This is a genomic window from Plesiomonas sp. PI-19, assembly GCF_021368255.1.
Classification (GTDB): domain Bacteria; phylum Pseudomonadota; class Gammaproteobacteria; order Enterobacterales; family CAMTGL01; genus Plesiomonas; species Plesiomonas shigelloides.
Genome location: NZ_JAJNMQ010000001.1, coordinates 509,858 through 525,519, shown reverse-complemented (window position 1 = coordinate 525,519; position 15,662 = coordinate 509,858). Strand labels below are relative to the sequence as shown.

Below are 15,662 nucleotides of genomic sequence, written 5' to 3'. Positions count from 1 at the left end.
TCGGTTACTCTTTATCCTATCCGAATAAAATACCGCTCGCCCCGTTGAAAATAAGTATGATTACCAGATAACGCAGTGTTTTTCCTAACAAAATAAACAGTGTGGATGACGCCCACGGCAAACGAAACCAACCGGCAAGCAAACATAAAATATCGCCGATCAACGGCAACCAACTAAACCACAATGACCACACGCCATAACGCTCAATCCAGCGCGTGGCGGTATCTAATCCACGTTGCGGTTTTAAGATCGCCAGACCTCGCCCCATCCACACGCTGCACAGGCTACCCAGCGTATTACCCACGACGGCGGCGGCTAACAATTGCCACTGTGGCCACTGTGCTTGGTGCAGCAACCAGACCAACACCACTTCCGAATTACCCGGTAAGATAGTGGCGCTGAGGAAACTGCTGGCCAGCAGCCCCCACAGGCCATAGCTTTCCCATGCCGCACTAAGCATCAGTACAGGGTTCGCACGTCAACCACATCCATACCGGCGCGGCGCGCCGCTTGCAGACCGAACTCTGCATCTTCAAAAACCACGCAATGCTGTGGCGCGATGCCTAATTTCTCGGCGCACAGTAAAAAGGTATCTGGCGCCGGTTTATGCGCCTGCACATCATTAGCTCCCACCAGAGCCGCAAAATAATCGCGCAGCCCCATATGACGCAACAACGCTTCGGCGACCGCCGTTTCACTGCCGGTTCCCACCGCCATCGGACGACGCCCATGATACGCTTTCACCACATCCTCAATCAGGGGTAACGGACGACACAAATCAAACAGCAGCAACTCCACCGCATCGGCTTTTTGCTTAGCGATCAGCCGCGGATCCAGATCAGCGCCGTGACGGGTTAAGATCGAGCTGGCGATCTGCCACGTTGGCGCGCCGCTTTGCGAGGCCATAAAGTCCGGCTCATACGGCAAACCGTAACGGCCCAACACCTCCTCCCATGCCTGGCGGTGTGCCGGCAAAGATTCAATGATGGTACCGTCCATATCAAAAATCAGGCCTTGGTAGCGGTCGTACATGGTTCCTCCAATGAAAAAATCAATTTGCCACAGGTGCGACCTCGTTCAAGCTCGCGGTGTGCCTCGGCACCGTCCTGCAGCGGATATTCCTTGCTAAGCATGATGTGCAGTTCGCCTTGCGCAATGAGCGCCAGCAATGCCTGTAAATCGTGCACATTAGGCTGCGCCAATAAGCCAACCGCCGTTGAAATGCCTCGCTCTGCGGCCGCTTGGCAGACTCGCTCAGCGCTGATGGTCGGTAGTGTCAGAACGCGACCGGAGGGTTTCACCCATGTCAAAGCGCGGATGCCGGCATCGCCGCCCACCAAATCGAACAGGACATCCACCTGCCGTGGCAAAATATCGGCAGCAGTAGGCAACGGTTGCTGATAATCAATGATCTCGTGCGCCCCTAACTGCTGGGCTAACGCACTTTTTTGTGCCGAACACAGCGCAACGACTTGCGCTCCGGCGCGGCGTAACAGCTGCACCAACACATGACCTACCCCACCGACAGGCGCCGATACCAGCACCCGCTCTCCGGGTTGTACCGCCATTTTGCGTACCATCTGCCAAGCAGTGATCCCGGCCACCGGTAAGGCTCCGGCTTGCGCCAAACTGACGTTATCTGGAACCCGTGCCAGCAATGTATCCGGTACCGCCAAATAACGGCTATACCCGCCGCCACCTTGCACATAACCGGCCACCCGATCGCCGCACTGCCATGCACTATCGCTGCTCGCGTGCACAACGGTTCCCGCCACATCAAAACCGGGTACCCAAGGCAAATCATCTTTGTGCGCCTGTGCCGCCCAGCCTAAACCTGCGCGAGTTTTGGCATCAATCGGGTTAATTCCCGCCGCAGCCACTTGCACCACCACCTGCTGCGCACCGGCCTGCGGCATCGGCAAGGTTTGCACCTGCAAGACCTCTGGCGCGCCAAAGGCGGTGATCGCCAGCCCAATATTCTCGCCACACGTAAATTCTGCAGCCTGTTGTGATGATGCCATCTGTCACTCCTTCGCTGAATATCTGCTGATCCGTTGCCCAATTGCGGCCATTGCATGGGAGTTGGTCTGCCTGAGCCGCGCCTTACCACCAGAGCCAATAGGCTTTCACGCCATACAACGCAGGCAGTAGGGTAAAAACGCAGTTACTCTAGCCTAATCCCTGGTTAGATGCAGCTTTCATGCAACAAAACTGCCACTGCGGTTTAGCCTAAAATCGGTTAATCGCGAACGTAACAAGACAAAAAAAATAAGCGTAGGTAGGGAAATAAGATGAATTCAGAGGGAAAGAGTAAGCGAACGAAGCCAACAACGCAGCAACTTCAAGTCAGAAGGGTATAAACGCAAAAAGCCCCGTCAATGACGGGGCTTTCTACTTTAGATGGTGCATCCGAGAGGATTCGAACCTCTGACCGCTCGGTTCGTAGCCGAGTACTCTATCCAGCTGAGCTACGGATGCAAATCTGGTTGGCTGTAACAGCCGTGATACCGATTTATGTCGGCTTAATGCCGTTCATCACTATCACTTTTTGTATGGTGCATCCGAGAGGATTCGAACCTCTGACCGCCCGGTTCGTAGCCGGGTACTCTATCCAGCTGAGCTACGGATGCAAGAGTAACACTTGTGTATCTTATTTATCCAAACTGGCACTAGCAAAAACTAGCGCTTTTAGTATAGCTGCTGCAGGTTGGAATGGTGCATCCGAGAGGATTCGAACCTCTGACCGCTCGGTTCGTAGCCGAGTACTCTATCCAGCTGAGCTACGGATGCCCTGCATGTGCTTTACGTTTTACTTTCGTACTGTTCAGTTGCTTATTCACAACTGCTTGCGTCATACCTTGATGAAATATGGTGCATCCGAGAGGATTCGAACCTCTGACCGCCCGGTTCGTAGCCGGGTACTCTATCCAGCTGAGCTACGGATGCATAGAGTATTTCATCAACAACATGAAGCAAGGTGCGTGGATTGCTCCACACTGCCATCACAAAACAAAAGATGGTGCATCCGAGAGGATTCGAACCTCTGACCGCTCGGTTCGTAGCCGAGTACTCTATCCAGCTGAGCTACGGATGCATCGTGCTTTCGTAAATGATGGCGGTGAGAGAGGGATTCGAACCCTCGATAGAGTTTCCCCTATACACCCTTAGCAGGGGTGCGCCTTCAGCCTCTCGGCCATCTCACCGAAACTTATAACCCGCCGACCTTGGCGAATCATTGATATTAAATGGTGCATCCGAGAGGATTCGAACCTCTGACCGCTCGGTTCGTAGCCGAGTACTCTATCCAGCTGAGCTACGGATGCACAACTTATTTCCCTGTGACCGCATACATTTTGAAATGGTGCATCCGAGAGGATTCGAACCTCTGACCGCCCGGTTCGTAGCCGGGTACTCTATCCAGCTGAGCTACGGATGCATTGCAAATCAAAATGGCGGTGAGAGAGGGATTCGAACCCTCGATAGAGTTTCCCCTATACACCCTTAGCAGGGGTGCGCCTTCAGCCTCTCGGCCATCTCACCGGCGTTGCGTGGCGCACATATTACTTTCCCAGCCTTATAAGTCAAACGTTTTTTCCGAAGTATCCTGTAAAATCATATCGTTTGCACACTTAACAGGCAATCTGCTGATTTTTCAGGTCATCTGCCGTTTTTATCAACACAGCAGACCGTTGACTCGCTTTATTGTGCGTGCGTCATCACAACGGCATTAATAATGCCAGCAAGTCAGGGTTGGGTTTTGTGAGCTTTATCGGAAAATCGGCGTCCCACAGAAAAAGTGCGAGACGCGCTGGGAAGGTTCAGTACTAACCGGAAGGAAAAGGTTAGTAGTTAGGCTGTTGAGATTTTTCAGCCTGGATGCGTTGGTAAATTTCTTCACGGTGAACAGAGACTTCTTTCGGCGCGTTCACACCGATACGGACTTGGTTTCCTTTTACACCCAGTACAGTAACGGTAACCTCGTCACCAATCATCAGGGTTTCACCAACTCGGCGAGTCAGAATTAGCATTCGTTGCTCCTTGAACTAATAGCTTATTGTCAGAATTGTACTGACATTATCCAACATAAGTCACAAAAACGTAAGCCGATTAGCTAAAGTTCTTGCCTACTCAATTAATAAAACAGTGTTCCCTACTGCCCAACCCTGCCTCATAAAGTGCAATTAGTTGCAATTTTTATTGTGGCATCAGTACAGACAGAAGCAAGCGACACACTGCACAAAAAACAAAACGTACTAACCTCAAAATGAGGTCAGTACGTTTTTTTCAGCTTAACGGTTACAGACGTTCAGCAACCCATGCCTGAACACTGTCTAATGCTGCAGGCAATGCTGCTGCATCAGAGCCACCGGCCTGTGCCATATCTGGACGGCCGCCGCCCTTACCGCCAACTTGTGCCGCCAGCATGCTGACCAGCTCACCAGCCTTCACCTGACCCACCAAGTCTTTGGTTACACCGGCAATCAGGCTGACTTTGTCATCCTGTGCCAGTCCCAGTACCACGATACCGGAACCCAACTGGTTTTTCAGGTCATCGACCATCGTACGTAATGCTTTTGCATCGCCGTTCTTGAGCAGGCTGACCAACAGCTTCTTACCCTTGACCTCGATAGCATTATGCACCAGATCCGCGCTTTCCTGAGCGGCCAGCTTGTCTTTCAATTGTTGCAATTCTTTTTCCAGCTGCTTGCTGCGATCCAGCAAGCCACGGACTTTCTCCGCCACGCTGAATGCGTCGGATTTCACCAGACCGGCCGCTTCATCCAGCTGGTCTTGCTGACGCTCGGTAAAGGCCATCGCCCGCTCACCGGTAACCGCTTCAATACGGCGCACGCCTGCAGCTACACCACCTTCTGAGGTGATGCGGAACAAGCCGATATCACCGGTACGCGCAGCGTGAGTACCACCACACAGCTCGACCGAGAAATCGCCCATGGTCAGTACGCGCACTTTCTCGTCATACTTCTCACCAAACAGCGCCATCGCACCTTTAGCTTTGGCTTCGTCCAGATCCAGAACATCGGTCTGTACGCTGTGGTTGCGACGAATTTCCGCATTCACCAAACGCTCAACTTCACGCAGCTCTTTGGCCTTCATGGCTTCCAGATGCGAGAAGTCAAAACGCAGGGCATCCGCGCTCACTTGTGAACCTTTTTGTGCCACGTGCTCGCCCAGCACTTTACGCAGGGCAGCGTGCAACAGGTGAGTCGCTGAGTGGTTCAGACGAATGCTCTGACGACGCGCTGCATCCACTTCAGCTTGCAGCGTATCACCGACCGTTACACTCCCTGACATCAGCTTACCGACGTGACCAAAAGCCTGACCGTATTTCTGGGTATCCGTCACCATGAACTCAACGCCATCGGCCAACAGCAGACCGCTGTCACCCACCTGACCACCGGACTCGGCGTAGAATGGAGTTTCGTTCAGGACGATGATCGCCTCTTCACCGGCATGCAGTTGCTCAACGCTCTGACCTTCACGGAACAGTGCCACAACCTGACCTTGATGGGCGGTAGTGGTGTAGCCGTGGAATTCGGTCTGACCGTCAACACGGATCATGCTGTTGTAATCGGCACCAAAGTTGTTAGCTGCCTGCGCACGCTCACGCTGGGCTTTCATTTCTTTTTCAAAACCGGCTTCATCAACGGTGATGTTGCGCTCACGGCATACGTCAGCGGTCAAATCCAGAGGGAAGCCGTAGGTGTCGTACAGTTTGAACGCGGTTTCGCCATCCAGTACGTCGCCTTGCAGTTCAGCCAGCGCGCCATCCAGCAATGCCAGACCACGCTCCAGCGTACGCGCAAACTGCTCTTCTTCCAGACGCAGCACTTTTTCTACCAGTGCTTGCTGCTGTTGCAGTTCATCGGCAGCGCTGCCCATCACGGCAATCAGCGTACCCACCAGCTTGTAGAAGAACGTGTCTTTGGCACCCAGCATGTGACCATGACGTACGGCACGACGAATGATACGACGCAGCACATAGCCACGGCCTTCATTCGATGGCATTACACCGTCAGATACCAAGAACGCACAAGAACGGATGTGGTCAGCAATCACGCGCAGTGATTTGCTTTCCAGATCGGTCGCGCCGGTCACTTCGGCCGCTTTAGCGATCAACGCTTTGAAGACGTCGATTTCGTAGTTGGAGTTCACATGCTGCATAACCGCAGTGATACGCTCCAGACCCATACCGGTATCTACCGATGGCTTTGGCAGTGGCAGCAGAGTGCCGTCAGCTTGACGGTTGAACTGCATGAACACGTTGTTCCAAATCTCGATATAGCGGTCGCCATCTTCTTCTGGGCTTCCTGGAGGACCGCCCCAGATGTGATCGCCGTGGTCATAGAAAATCTCGGTGCACGGACCGCATGGGCCGGTATCACCCATCTGCCAGAAGTTATCGGACGCGTACGGTGCACCTTTGTTGTCACCGATACGAACGATGCGCTCTTCTGGAATGCCAATTTCTTTGGCCCAGATGTCATACGCTTCATCATCAGAGGCGTACACCGTTACCCACAGCTTCTCTTTCGGCAGTGCCAGCCACTGTGACGACGTCAGGAACTCCCACGCATAGCGAATCGCATCGTGCTTGAAGTAATCGCCGAAGCTGAAGTTACCCAGCATTTCGAAGAAGGTGTGGTGACGTGCGGTATAACCTACGTTTTCTAGGTCATTGTGCTTACCGCCTGCACGCACACAACGCTGAGAGGTGGTCGCGCGGGTATAAGGGCGCTTGTCCAGACCAAGGAACACATCCTTGAACTGGTTCATACCGGCATTGGTAAACAGTAACGTCGGGTCATTGCCCGGTACGAGTGAGCTGCTGGACACCACTTGATGCCCTTTGCTCTGGAAAAAGTCGAGATACGCCTGGCGGATCTCGGCAGTGCTCTTGCTCATGCAGCTAAGTCCTGAGTCAGATCAAATTGCTGAGGAATCGTCCCTGTTGTACAGCGGGGGCGATCAAAGTGTGGATAAGATAAATTTTCTCACAAGTGATGTAAATTCAGATAGCACTTTCGGCGGCAGAAAATGCTGATTCCACCCGCTTTAGTGCAGTGAAATGCAAAGATGAGGAGAAAATGAGGACAAGCGTTGGTAAGCGAGAGGGATGTTGTCGCTGACGCTTACCACAGAGATTGAATATCTTCTTGGTAAAAACCGCGGTACAGCATAAATCGGATCACTTTGCTGCGTGGTAATCGCTCGGTCGGCAGCGGCGAACCAAAACGTCGCTCGGCTACCCGTGCCGCCAGCGCACTCCAATCGATATCAGAATCAAACAGAGCTTGGGTGATGGCCTCACTGGGCACTCCGCGTTGGCGTAGCTCTTGTTCGATACGCCGTGGCCCATAGCCTTTTTGGCTACGACTGCGCAAAAACATGCCCGCATAACGCTGGTCATCCAACCATTTTTGCTGCACACAGTGCGCGATCACCAACTCTAGTTCAGTGGCAAAGGCCTCGGGAGTAGCCGGCCATTCACTGCGACTAAATTGCAGCGCCGGTTTGGCCGCCGAGCGCTTGGCGCCACGCCGTGCGTGGGTAAACGCCCCCTCGTCATCGGTGGAGGTTGCGGCAGAAACAAATTGCGCCGCTAATTTGCGGCGCAATTCCTGCTCACTGTGTTCACGCTGCGCCAACAGACGCAGCGCGTGATTCAGTAGCATGGCATTCATCAGAATGCTTCGTCCTCATCTGGACCAAACTCGTCATCGCCATCGTTGTTCGCTTGCGCTTCCGCAGAAGTCGCCGCCGCACTTAACAGCATTTCACGCAGTTTTTTATCCAGCTCAGCCGCAATTTCTGGATGCTCTTGCAGGTACTTCATCGAGTTGGCCTTGCCCTGACCCACTTTCTCGCCCTGATAGCTGTACCACGCACCGGATTTTTCCACCAGCTTGTGCTTCACGCCCAGATCGATCAGCTCGCCCTCTTTCGAGATCCCGCCACCATAAATAATCTGGAAATCGGCCTGACGGAACGGTGGCGATACTTTGTTTTTCACCACTTTCACGCGAGTTTCGTTACCGACCACTTCATCGCCTTCTTTGATAGCGCCAACACGGCGAATATCCAGACGAACAGAGGCGTAGAACTTCAGTGCGTTACCGCCGGTGGTGGTTTCTGGGTTACCGAACATCACACCGATCTTCATGCGGATCTGGTTGATGAAGACCACTAAGCAGTTGGCGCTCTTGATGTTACCGGTCAGCTTACGCAGCGCCTGTGACATCAAACGAGCTTGCAGACCAACGTGAGAGTCGCCCATCTCGCCTTCAATTTCGGCTTTTGGTGTCAGTGCGGCCACGGAGTCAACGATGATCACATCGACCGCACCAGAACGAACCAGTGCATCACAGATTTCCAGTGCTTGTTCACCGGTATCTGGCTGAGAGATCAGCAGATCATCAACCTGCACCCCCAGTTTGGCGGCGTAAACCGGATCCAGCGCATGCTCAGCATCGATAAAAGCACAGGTTTTACCGCACTTTTGCGCTTGAGCGATAACAGACAGAGTAAGGGTGGTTTTACCGGACGATTCCGGACCAAAGATTTCAACAATACGGCCGGTCGGCAGACCGCCAATACCCAGCGCAATATCCAGACCCAAAGAGCCGGTAGAAATTGCTTCGATATCTAACGTCTTGGTATCACCCAGACGCATGATAGAGCCTTTACCGAATTGCTTTTCAATCTGTCCTAACGCTGCGGCCAAGGCTTTCTGTTTGTTCTCGTCCATTACTCTTATCCCCACGAAATCAGTCACGCGTTGTATGCCGAACAGTATACTGTATAGTCATACAGTATCAAGCCCTGTTTAAAAGAGAAACTCATTTAACAGGGTTTGCAATGCAAAATGCACCGCCTGCTCACGAACGGCGTGCCGATCGCCAGAGAAAAGTTGATGGCAGGCTAAGGTGCGCCCGCTACGGCTGGCAAAGGCAAACCACACGGTACCGACCGGTTTACTCTCACTGCCGCCACCGGGGCCTGCAATCCCGCTCACCGCAATTGCCACGTCAGCCTCTGACGCCAGCAGCGCGCCATGTACCATCTCGCACACCGTTGGTTCACTGACCGCGCCATAGGTATCCAGCGTCTGCCAAGAGACTCCTAACATCTGATGCTTGGCCTGATTGGTATAAGTGACAAAACCGCGCTCTACATACTGCGAGCTGCCCGCAATATCCGTAAGCGCGGCCATGATCCCGCCTCCGGTGCACGATTCGGCGGCGGCAATTTTCCAGCCCAATTGGGTTAAACGGGCACCCACCGCTTCGCTCAGTGATAACAAACTCTGATACATACCTTTCCCCAGATTTTTTCACCCTGTATTGCCAGTGTAACCCAAGCGCTTAGGCTCGGGGGCGATGCGGCGCAGTTATCCATAATGTATACATGGCCATACCGCTTAAGCGCGCTCAGGTTATATGCCCAGTCTATATAATAAGGACATAATAAGGTTTGCCAGCGCCTTTGCCCCTCATATAAGCTTGCCTGCAGAACAAGGCACCTTGCCGACCTATCCGTATTTTAAATCGCGCACTGAAGCCATGTTGCCTGCGGCGCGCGGTTTTGTTCACCTGATGACGTTAAAAAGATAACTCTTATGAGCGACAGCCTGAACCTTGATGCCCACACCCCCATGATGCAGCAGTATCTGCGCCTCAAAGCGCAGCACCCCGATATTTTGCTGTTTTATCGCATGGGTGACTTTTACGAACTGTTTTATGACGATGCCCGCTTGGCGTCGCAATTGTTGGATATCTCGCTGACCAAGCGTGGTCAATCGGCGGGTGAACCGATCCCGATGGCTGGCGTGCCACACCATTCGATTGAAGGCTATCTGGCCAAGCTGATCCAGCTCGGCGAATCGGCGGCTATCTGTGAGCAGATTGGCGATCCGGCCACCAGCAAAGGTCCGGTCGAGCGTAAAGTGGTGCGAATTGTCACTCCCGGCACCGTCAGTGACGAAGCACTGCTGCAAGAGCGGCAGGATAACCTGCTGGCGGCAATCTGCGCCCACGGTGATAAATTCGGCTATGCCACGCTGGATATCAGCTCCGGCCGTTTCCTGCTGTCAGAGCCCGATAGCACCGATGCGATGCTAGCCGAGCTGCAACGCACCAATCCGGCTGAACTGCTGTATGCCGAAGATTTCCCTCACACCGCATTGATTGAAAACCGTAAAGGCCTACGTCGTCGTCCGCTATGGGAGTTTGAAATTGATACCGCGCGCCAACAGCTCAATTTGCAATTTGGCACGCGCGATCTGACCGGCTTTGGTGTAGAACAGGCCGATGCCGGCCTGCGCGCCGCCGGTTGTCTGCTACAGTATGTTAAAGACACCCAGCGCACCGCCCTGCCACATATTCGTGGCGTGATCATGGAGCGCCAACAAGATGGGATCATCATGGATGCGGCGACCCGCCGTAACTTGGAGATCACCTTAAATCTGAGCGGCGGCACCGATTGCACGCTGGCTTCGGTACTGGATCAAACCGTGACCGCGATGGGTAGCCGGATGCTCAAACGTTGGCTGCATCAACCGATTCGTAATCGGCAGATCTTAAGCCACCGTCAAGAAGCCATTCGCACGCTACAACACGAGATGTTGGTGAGCGAGCTGCAACCGCTGCTGCGCCAAATCGGCGATCTGGAGCGCATTTTGGCTCGTTTGGCGCTGCGTAGCGCTCGTCCACGCGATTTAGCGCGAATGCGCAATGCCTTCCAGCAGCTGCCGCACATCAATCAACTGCTGCAAGCGCTGACCTGTGCGCCACTGCAAAATTTAAATCAGCAAATCGGTGATTTTGCTGAGCTGTGTGCGCTGCTTGAGCGCGCCGTGATTGAAAACCCGCCAGTATTGATCCGTGATGGCGGTGTGCTGGCGCCAGGCTATAACGCTGAGCTGGATGAATGGCGTGCGCTGGCCGATGGCGCAACCACCTATCTGGAGCAGTTGGAAATCCGTGAGCGCGAGCGCCTTGGTCTGGATACCCTGAAAGTGGGTTTCAACGCGGTACACGGTTACTACATTCAAGTCAGCCGTGGCCAAAGTGAGCATGTGCCTGCGCACTATATCCGCCGTCAAACGCTGAAAAATGCCGAGCGTTACATCATTCCAGAGCTCAAAGAGTACGAAGACAAGGTTTTGACCGCCAAGGGCAAAGCGCTAGCCTTGGAAAAGAGCCTGTACGAAGAGCTGTTTGATTTGCTGCTGCCACATCTACCGGCGTTGCAGCAAAGTGCCGCCGCGCTGGCCGAGCTGGATGTGCTAGCAAACCTCGCCGAACGCGCTGATTCGCTGGATTATCACTGCCCACAATTAAGTGAGCAACCGGGGATCGCCATCGAAAATGGTCGCCATCCGGTGGTCGAGCAAATGCTGCGTGAGCCGTTTATCGCCAACCCGTTACAGCTCAATCATCAGCGTCGCATGTTGATCATTACCGGTCCGAACATGGGCGGTAAGAGCACCTATATGCGTCAAACCGCGCTAATCGTGTTACTGGCGCATATCGGCAGTTTCGTGCCCGCAGAAAGCGCCGTGATTGGGCCGGTCGATCGGATCTTTACCCGAGTCGGTGCCGCCGATGATTTGGCCTCCGGCCGTTCGACTTTCATGGTGGAGATGACCGAAACTGCAAATATTTTGCACAATGCGACCCAGCACAGCTTGGTATTGATGGATGAAATTGGCCGAGGCACCTCTACTTATGATGGCCTGTCGCTGGCTTGGGCCTGCGCCGAAGCGCTGGCCCAGCGCATTCAAGCCATGACCCTGTTTGCCACCCACTACTTTGAGTTAACTGCGCTGCCAGAACGGCTGGAAGGCGTGGCCAACGTGCATTTGGATGCGGTTGAACACGGCGAAACCATCGCCTTTATGCATGCGGTGCAAGAAGGGGCGGCAAGCAAAAGTTATGGTCTGGCGGTCGCAGCGCTAGCCGGGGTGCCACGCGATGTGATCCGCCGCGCACGGCAAAAGCTGCATGAACTGGAAAGCCAACCACAGCCAGAAAGCGCCGCCAATGCATCGGTTGGAAGCTCTGCCGCCGCAGCGCCTCAGCTCTCTTTGCTGCCGCATCCAGTGATTGACGAGTTAGAAGCGTTAAATCCAGATAATCTGAGTGCGCGCCAAGCCTTGGATCTGCTGTATCGTCTCAAAGCGATGCTGTAATACCGCGCGTAACGCGGCCATGATCTTTCAGTGCGAAGACACCCATAGAAAATGATGGCTTCAATAACTGGGAATTGATAACTGGGAATTGGCGATAAGGGGCTGAGATAGGCATTGTTTAGCGTAATAACCTAACGACGCCTCTCTAGCAGAGCTGAATTGTCGGCACAAAAAAATCCCCGCTCTTGAGCGGGGATTTTTATATTCTGGCGTGTGCTTCACAAACGACTCACGACACTATTCACATCATTCGCGAGACTACTCACGAAATAGCGCATGGATACTCAACCCTTGCTGGGTCAGGATCTCACGCAACCGCCGCAGACCTTCAACCTGAATCTGGCGCACCCGCTCACGGGTCAAACCAATTTCACTGCCCACATCCTCCAGCGTTGCCGCCTCATAACCCAACAGACCAAAACGACGCGCTAACACCTCGCGCTGCTTTGGATTGAGCTCATACAGCCACTTGATGATGCTGTGGTGCATGTCGTTATCTTGGGTAGTTTCTTCTGGCCCTTGATCTTTTTCATCGGCCAGAATATCCAACAGCGCTTTTTCCGAGTCACCGGCAATCGGTGTATCTACTGAGGTGATGCGCTCATTCAGGCGCAACATGCGGCTAACATCACTGACTGGGCAGGAGAGCAGCGCAGCAATATCTTCTGCGGTCGGCTCGTGCTCTAGCTTGTGCGCTAACTCACGCGCGGTACGCAGATAGACGTTCAACTCTTTGACGACATGAATTGGCAGACGGATAGTACGGGTCTGATTCATAATCGCCCGTTCGATAGTTTGCCTGATCCACCATGTGGCATAGGTTGAGAAACGGAAGCCACGCTCGGGATCAAACTTCTCCACCGCCCGAATCAATCCGAGGTTACCCTCTTCGATCAGGTCGAGCAGTGCCAAGCCCCGATTGCCATAGCGACGGGCGATCTTGACCACCAAACGCAGATTACTTTCTATCATACGCTTACGGGCTGCCAGATCGCCGCGCAGAGCACGCCGGGCGAAATAGACTTCTTCGGCTGCCGTCAGCAGCGGCGCGAAGCCAATTTCTCCGAGGTAGAGCTGGGTTGCATCCAGAACACGTTGCGCATCAATATGAGGAAACTGTTCATCGGCCTCGACATCCTCATCAACGGCCTCTTCGAACGCTTCGGACTCCAGCTCTTCCAGGCTGGCTTCTTCAAACTCAAATTCATGCAGTTCTTCTGCTGCAGTATTGGTGTGGCTCATACTTCATTCCCTCATGATAGAGAAATACGAAGCAGTACAACCCGCTCTGCCCGCTTAACGCTTAGGAAGGTATCCTAACGGGTTTACAGATTTGCCTTTATAGCGGATCTCAAAGTGCAGTCGAACTGAACTGGTACCCGAGCTACCCATTGTCGCAATCTGTTCACCGGCTTTGACTTCCTGCCGCTCCTTCACGAGTAATGTATCGTTGTGGGCGTAGGCGCTCAGATAATCATCGTTGTGTTTGATGATAATAAGATTACCGTATCCACGTAACGCATTACCGGCATACACCACTTTACCTGGCGCGGTGGCATAAATTGGTTGACCACGACGCCCGGCAATATCAATCCCTTTGTTACCCCCTTCAGCCGAGGAGTAAGAGTCAATCACGGTGCCCTGTACCGGCCAGCGCCAGCTGCTTACTGCAGCATTGCCAACACTGCTGCTTGCGCTACTGGTGGCACTTGCCGGTGGTGGTGTCTGCGGCTTACGTGAGACAACGGTCTCAGTAATCTGCAGTTCCCCCTGCTTGCGATTAACATTTTGTTTACCCTCTGAGCCAGAGTAATTCTTAACCGCAACCGGTTCAATAGGACTTTGTGATGAGACGATACTGGTCGGAGGAGTTGCATAGCTACCACTGCCACCTTCCGACAAGCGGATCACTTGTCCTGGATAGATGGTATACGGGGGCGCGATGTTATTGGCCGAGGCCAGTTCGCGAAAATCACGACCGGAAATATAAGCAATGTAGAACAGTGTCTCACCGTCTTTCACCTGATAGGTGGTACCGGTATAGCTGCCTTTTTGGATCCGGCGATAATCCGGCGTACCGCTATGTGATGAGCTGTAATTCCCATCATCAGACGTCGCCGAAGAGACCGGCGCCGGGCCGGTTTCGGATGTTGTACATCCCCCGAGCGCTAATAATAAGCAAGAGCAAATACCCGCCTTGGACAGGGTTTTGTTTAGGCTTCCTGAAATCATCCTTTCACCTAAAATTCAGCGATATATCAAATACACGAGCACTGCCAGCGCCACAGTACCCCAACCTAGAATTTCTATATATTTACGCAGTTGGGCTTCCATTCGTTTGCCGCCCCACGCCATTAACAGCGCAACTAATAAAAAGCGAGCAGCACGGGAAACCAGCGCAGCAGCGACAAAAGGCCAGAAGGCCATTTTTAATAAGCCGGCAGTTATAGTAAATACTTTATAAGGGATGGGAGAAAAACCGGCAATAAAAACGACCAGTACGCCCCACTCTCTAAACCACTGCATGGCTTTATCCAGATTAGCCTGATATCCCATATGCGCAATCAGGGGCTGGATCACATCAAACAGATAATATCCCAGAGCATAGCCGACAATACCGCCTAATACCGAGGTAATTGCCGTTAATAATGCATAACGCACCGCGCGCTGCGGGGCAGATAATGACATCGGCGCCAGCATAATATCGGGTGGAATAGGGAAAAAGATGGCCTCGATAAAGCTCAATCCGCCCAGCCACCATTCAGCTTTCGGATGGCGGGACCACAGCATGACTTTATCATAAACCGCGCCAAACAATTTCAAGCCAATTCTCCTTGTATTAACGGTACAAAACGCACCTGTTCAATATGTTCCCGTTGGAACTGATTATGTACCCGTCGGATCCGCTGTAACTCTTGGTGATGCGAGCCAACAGGCACCACCAAGCGCCCGCCCTCCGCCAACTGACCCAATAAGGCCTGTGGAATTTCGGTCGCGGCTGCGGTCACGATAATGGCGTCAAAAGGTGCCCGTGCCGACCACCCTTCCCAGCCATCACCATGACGGGTAGAAATATTATGTAAATCAAGCTGTTTAAAACGTCGCTTGGCTTGCCATTGCAGCGTTTTAATCCGTTCCACCGAACACACGCGCTCCACCAGATGTGCCAGAACGGCGGTCTGATAGCCTGAGCCGGTACCGATTTCCAATACCCGCGACTGGGGCGTGAGCTCCAGCAGTTCGGTCATTCTCGCCACCATATAGGGCTGCGAGATAGTTTGTCCGGCGCCGATGGGCAGCGCCGTGTTGTCATAAGCTTTGTGAGCCAGTGCTTCATCAATGAAACGGTGCCGGGGAACACAGGCCAGTGCGTGTAACACTTGTTCATCCCTGATTCCCTGTTCTTTCAGTCTGATGAGTAGCCGAGATAATTCGACTGACTTTATCATCC

The 15,662-nt window shown here is 53.2% G+C and carries 13 protein-coding genes and 9 tRNA genes; 1 reads left to right on the top strand and 21 read right to left on the bottom strand.

The genetic code is table 11. From position 1 onward, the window contains the following. Window positions 1-16: 16 nt before the first annotated feature. The 17 genes from LQ901_RS02390 to pncC form a co-directional block, all read right to left on the bottom strand. A complete protein-coding gene (locus tag LQ901_RS02390) occupies window positions 17-460 on the bottom strand; it encodes a YqaA family protein (RefSeq protein WP_064978091.1) in 444 nt (147 codons plus the stop codon). Further along, window positions 460-1,032: a fructose-1-phosphate/6-phosphogluconate phosphatase gene (gene yqaB, locus LQ901_RS02385; protein WP_064978092.1), complete on the bottom strand. Its 573-nt coding sequence runs from the start codon at window positions 1,030-1,032 to the stop codon at window positions 460-462. Before yqaB ends, LQ901_RS02390 begins: the two co-directional genes overlap by 1 nt. After that, on the bottom strand, window positions 1,008-2,021 hold the full coding sequence (locus LQ901_RS02380) for an NADP-dependent oxidoreductase (RefSeq protein ID WP_064978093.1): 1,014 nt from the start codon (window positions 2,019-2,021) through the stop codon (window positions 1,008-1,010). Before LQ901_RS02380 ends, yqaB begins: the two co-directional genes overlap by 25 nt. A gap of 380 nt (window positions 2,022-2,401) precedes the next feature. Further along, window positions 2,402-2,478: transfer RNA gene (locus LQ901_RS02375), tRNA-Arg, on the bottom strand. A gap of 75 nt (window positions 2,479-2,553) precedes the next feature. Further along, a tRNA-Arg gene (locus tag LQ901_RS02370) sits at window positions 2,554-2,630 on the bottom strand. 83 nt (window positions 2,631-2,713) lie between these two features. Then, a tRNA-Arg gene (locus tag LQ901_RS02365) sits at window positions 2,714-2,790 on the bottom strand. A gap of 79 nt (window positions 2,791-2,869) precedes the next feature. Then, window positions 2,870-2,946, bottom strand: a tRNA-Arg gene (locus LQ901_RS02360). A 71-nt stretch (window positions 2,947-3,017) separates the two neighbouring features. Next, window positions 3,018-3,094, bottom strand: a tRNA-Arg gene (locus tag LQ901_RS02355). A 19-nt stretch (window positions 3,095-3,113) separates the two neighbouring features. Next, window positions 3,114-3,203 (bottom strand) — tRNA-Ser (locus LQ901_RS02350). 43 nt (window positions 3,204-3,246) lie between these two features. Further along, window positions 3,247-3,323: transfer RNA gene (locus LQ901_RS02345), tRNA-Arg, on the bottom strand. Between the two features lie 36 nt (window positions 3,324-3,359). Further along, window positions 3,360-3,436: transfer RNA gene (locus tag LQ901_RS02340), tRNA-Arg, on the bottom strand. Between the two features lie 14 nt (window positions 3,437-3,450). Then, window positions 3,451-3,540: transfer RNA gene (locus LQ901_RS02335), tRNA-Ser, on the bottom strand. Window positions 3,541-3,842: 302 nt separating this feature from the next. After that, entirely contained in the window at window positions 3,843-4,028 is a 186-nt protein-coding gene (gene csrA, locus LQ901_RS02330) for a carbon storage regulator CsrA (protein ID WP_010864349.1), read from the bottom strand. 268 nt (window positions 4,029-4,296) lie between these two features. Continuing rightward, complete coding sequence (gene alaS / locus LQ901_RS02325) at window positions 4,297-6,924, bottom strand: alanine--tRNA ligase (protein WP_152136413.1); 2,628 nt, start codon at window positions 6,922-6,924, stop codon at window positions 4,297-4,299. A gap of 227 nt (window positions 6,925-7,151) precedes the next feature. Next, the gene (locus tag LQ901_RS02320) at window positions 7,152-7,694 is read right to left on the bottom strand and encodes a regulatory protein RecX (RefSeq protein WP_370586127.1); all 543 of its coding nucleotides are present in this window, start codon (window positions 7,692-7,694) and stop codon (window positions 7,152-7,154) included. Window positions 7,695-7,702: 8 nt separating this feature from the next. Next, window positions 7,703-8,767 carry a recombinase RecA gene (gene recA / locus LQ901_RS02315; protein ID WP_039045158.1) on the bottom strand — a complete coding sequence of 355 codons (1,065 nt, stop codon included), beginning with the start codon at window positions 8,765-8,767 and terminating at the stop codon, window positions 7,703-7,705. Between the two features lie 78 nt (window positions 8,768-8,845). After that, window positions 8,846-9,334, bottom strand: coding sequence for a nicotinamide-nucleotide amidase (gene pncC, locus LQ901_RS02310; protein ID WP_039045159.1), 489 nt, complete (start codon window positions 9,332-9,334; stop codon window positions 8,846-8,848). Between the two features lie 303 nt (window positions 9,335-9,637). Between pncC and mutS the strand changes: the two genes are divergently transcribed. Next, window positions 9,638-12,211, top strand: a complete 2,574-nt coding sequence (gene mutS, locus LQ901_RS02305) for a DNA mismatch repair protein MutS (protein WP_152136415.1) — start codon at window positions 9,638-9,640, stop codon at window positions 12,209-12,211. Between the two features lie 258 nt (window positions 12,212-12,469). Here mutS and rpoS read toward each other — a convergent pair whose 3' ends face one another. The 4 genes from rpoS to LQ901_RS02285 are packed head-to-tail and all read right to left on the bottom strand — an operon-like array spanning window position 12,470 to window position 15,660. Further along, on the bottom strand, window positions 12,470-13,453 hold the full coding sequence (gene rpoS, locus LQ901_RS02300; protein ID WP_010864355.1) for an RNA polymerase sigma factor RpoS: 984 nt from the start codon (window positions 13,451-13,453) through the stop codon (window positions 12,470-12,472). Between the two features lie 54 nt (window positions 13,454-13,507). Next, a complete protein-coding gene (nlpD, locus tag LQ901_RS02295) occupies window positions 13,508-14,443 on the bottom strand; it encodes a murein hydrolase activator NlpD (RefSeq protein ID WP_010864356.1) in 936 nt (311 codons plus the stop codon). 15 nt (window positions 14,444-14,458) lie between these two features. Further along, window positions 14,459-15,034 (bottom strand): YqaA family protein, encoded by a 576-nt coding sequence (locus LQ901_RS02290; RefSeq protein WP_010864357.1) that lies wholly within the window; start codon window positions 15,032-15,034, stop codon window positions 14,459-14,461. Then, a complete protein-coding gene (locus tag LQ901_RS02285) occupies window positions 15,031-15,660 on the bottom strand; it encodes a protein-L-isoaspartate(D-aspartate) O-methyltransferase (protein ID WP_047709004.1) in 630 nt (209 codons plus the stop codon). The genes LQ901_RS02290 and LQ901_RS02285 overlap by 4 nt, the downstream gene beginning before the upstream one ends. Between the last annotated feature and the right edge of the window lie 2 nt (window positions 15,661-15,662).

What these genes read in the sequence shown, in the direction of transcription:
- rpoS (WP_010864355.1), bottom strand. Translation starts at nt 13,453, where the DNA reads ATGAGCCACACCAATACTGCAGCAGAAGAACTGCATGAATTTGAGTTT.
- LQ901_RS02380 (WP_064978093.1), bottom strand. Translation starts at nt 2,021, where the DNA reads ATGGCATCATCACAACAGGCTGCAGAATTTACGTGTGGCGAGAATATT.
- LQ901_RS02390 (WP_064978091.1), bottom strand. Translation starts at nt 460, where the DNA reads ATGCTTAGTGCGGCATGGGAAAGCTATGGCCTGTGGGGGCTGCTGGCC.
- mutS (WP_152136415.1), top strand. Translation starts at nt 9,638, where the DNA reads ATGAGCGACAGCCTGAACCTTGATGCCCACACCCCCATGATGCAGCAG.
- alaS (WP_152136413.1), bottom strand. Translation starts at nt 6,924, where the DNA reads ATGAGCAAGAGCACTGCCGAGATCCGCCAGGCGTATCTCGACTTTTTC.
- pncC (WP_039045159.1), bottom strand. Translation starts at nt 9,334, where the DNA reads ATGTATCAGAGTTTGTTATCACTGAGCGAAGCGGTGGGTGCCCGTTTA.
- LQ901_RS02320 (WP_370586127.1), bottom strand. Translation starts at nt 7,694, where the DNA reads ATGCTACTGAATCACGCGCTGCGTCTGTTGGCGCAGCGTGAACACAGT.
- yqaB (WP_064978092.1), bottom strand. Translation starts at nt 1,032, where the DNA reads ATGTACGACCGCTACCAAGGCCTGATTTTTGATATGGACGGTACCATC.
- recA (WP_039045158.1), bottom strand. Translation starts at nt 8,767, where the DNA reads ATGGACGAGAACAAACAGAAAGCCTTGGCCGCAGCGTTAGGACAGATT.
- csrA (WP_010864349.1), bottom strand. Translation starts at nt 4,028, where the DNA reads ATGCTAATTCTGACTCGCCGAGTTGGTGAAACCCTGATGATTGGTGAC.
- LQ901_RS02285 (WP_047709004.1), bottom strand. Translation starts at nt 15,660, where the DNA reads ATGATAAAGTCAGTCGAATTATCTCGGCTACTCATCAGACTGAAAGAA.
- nlpD (WP_010864356.1), bottom strand. Translation starts at nt 14,443, where the DNA reads ATGATTTCAGGAAGCCTAAACAAAACCCTGTCCAAGGCGGGTATTTGC.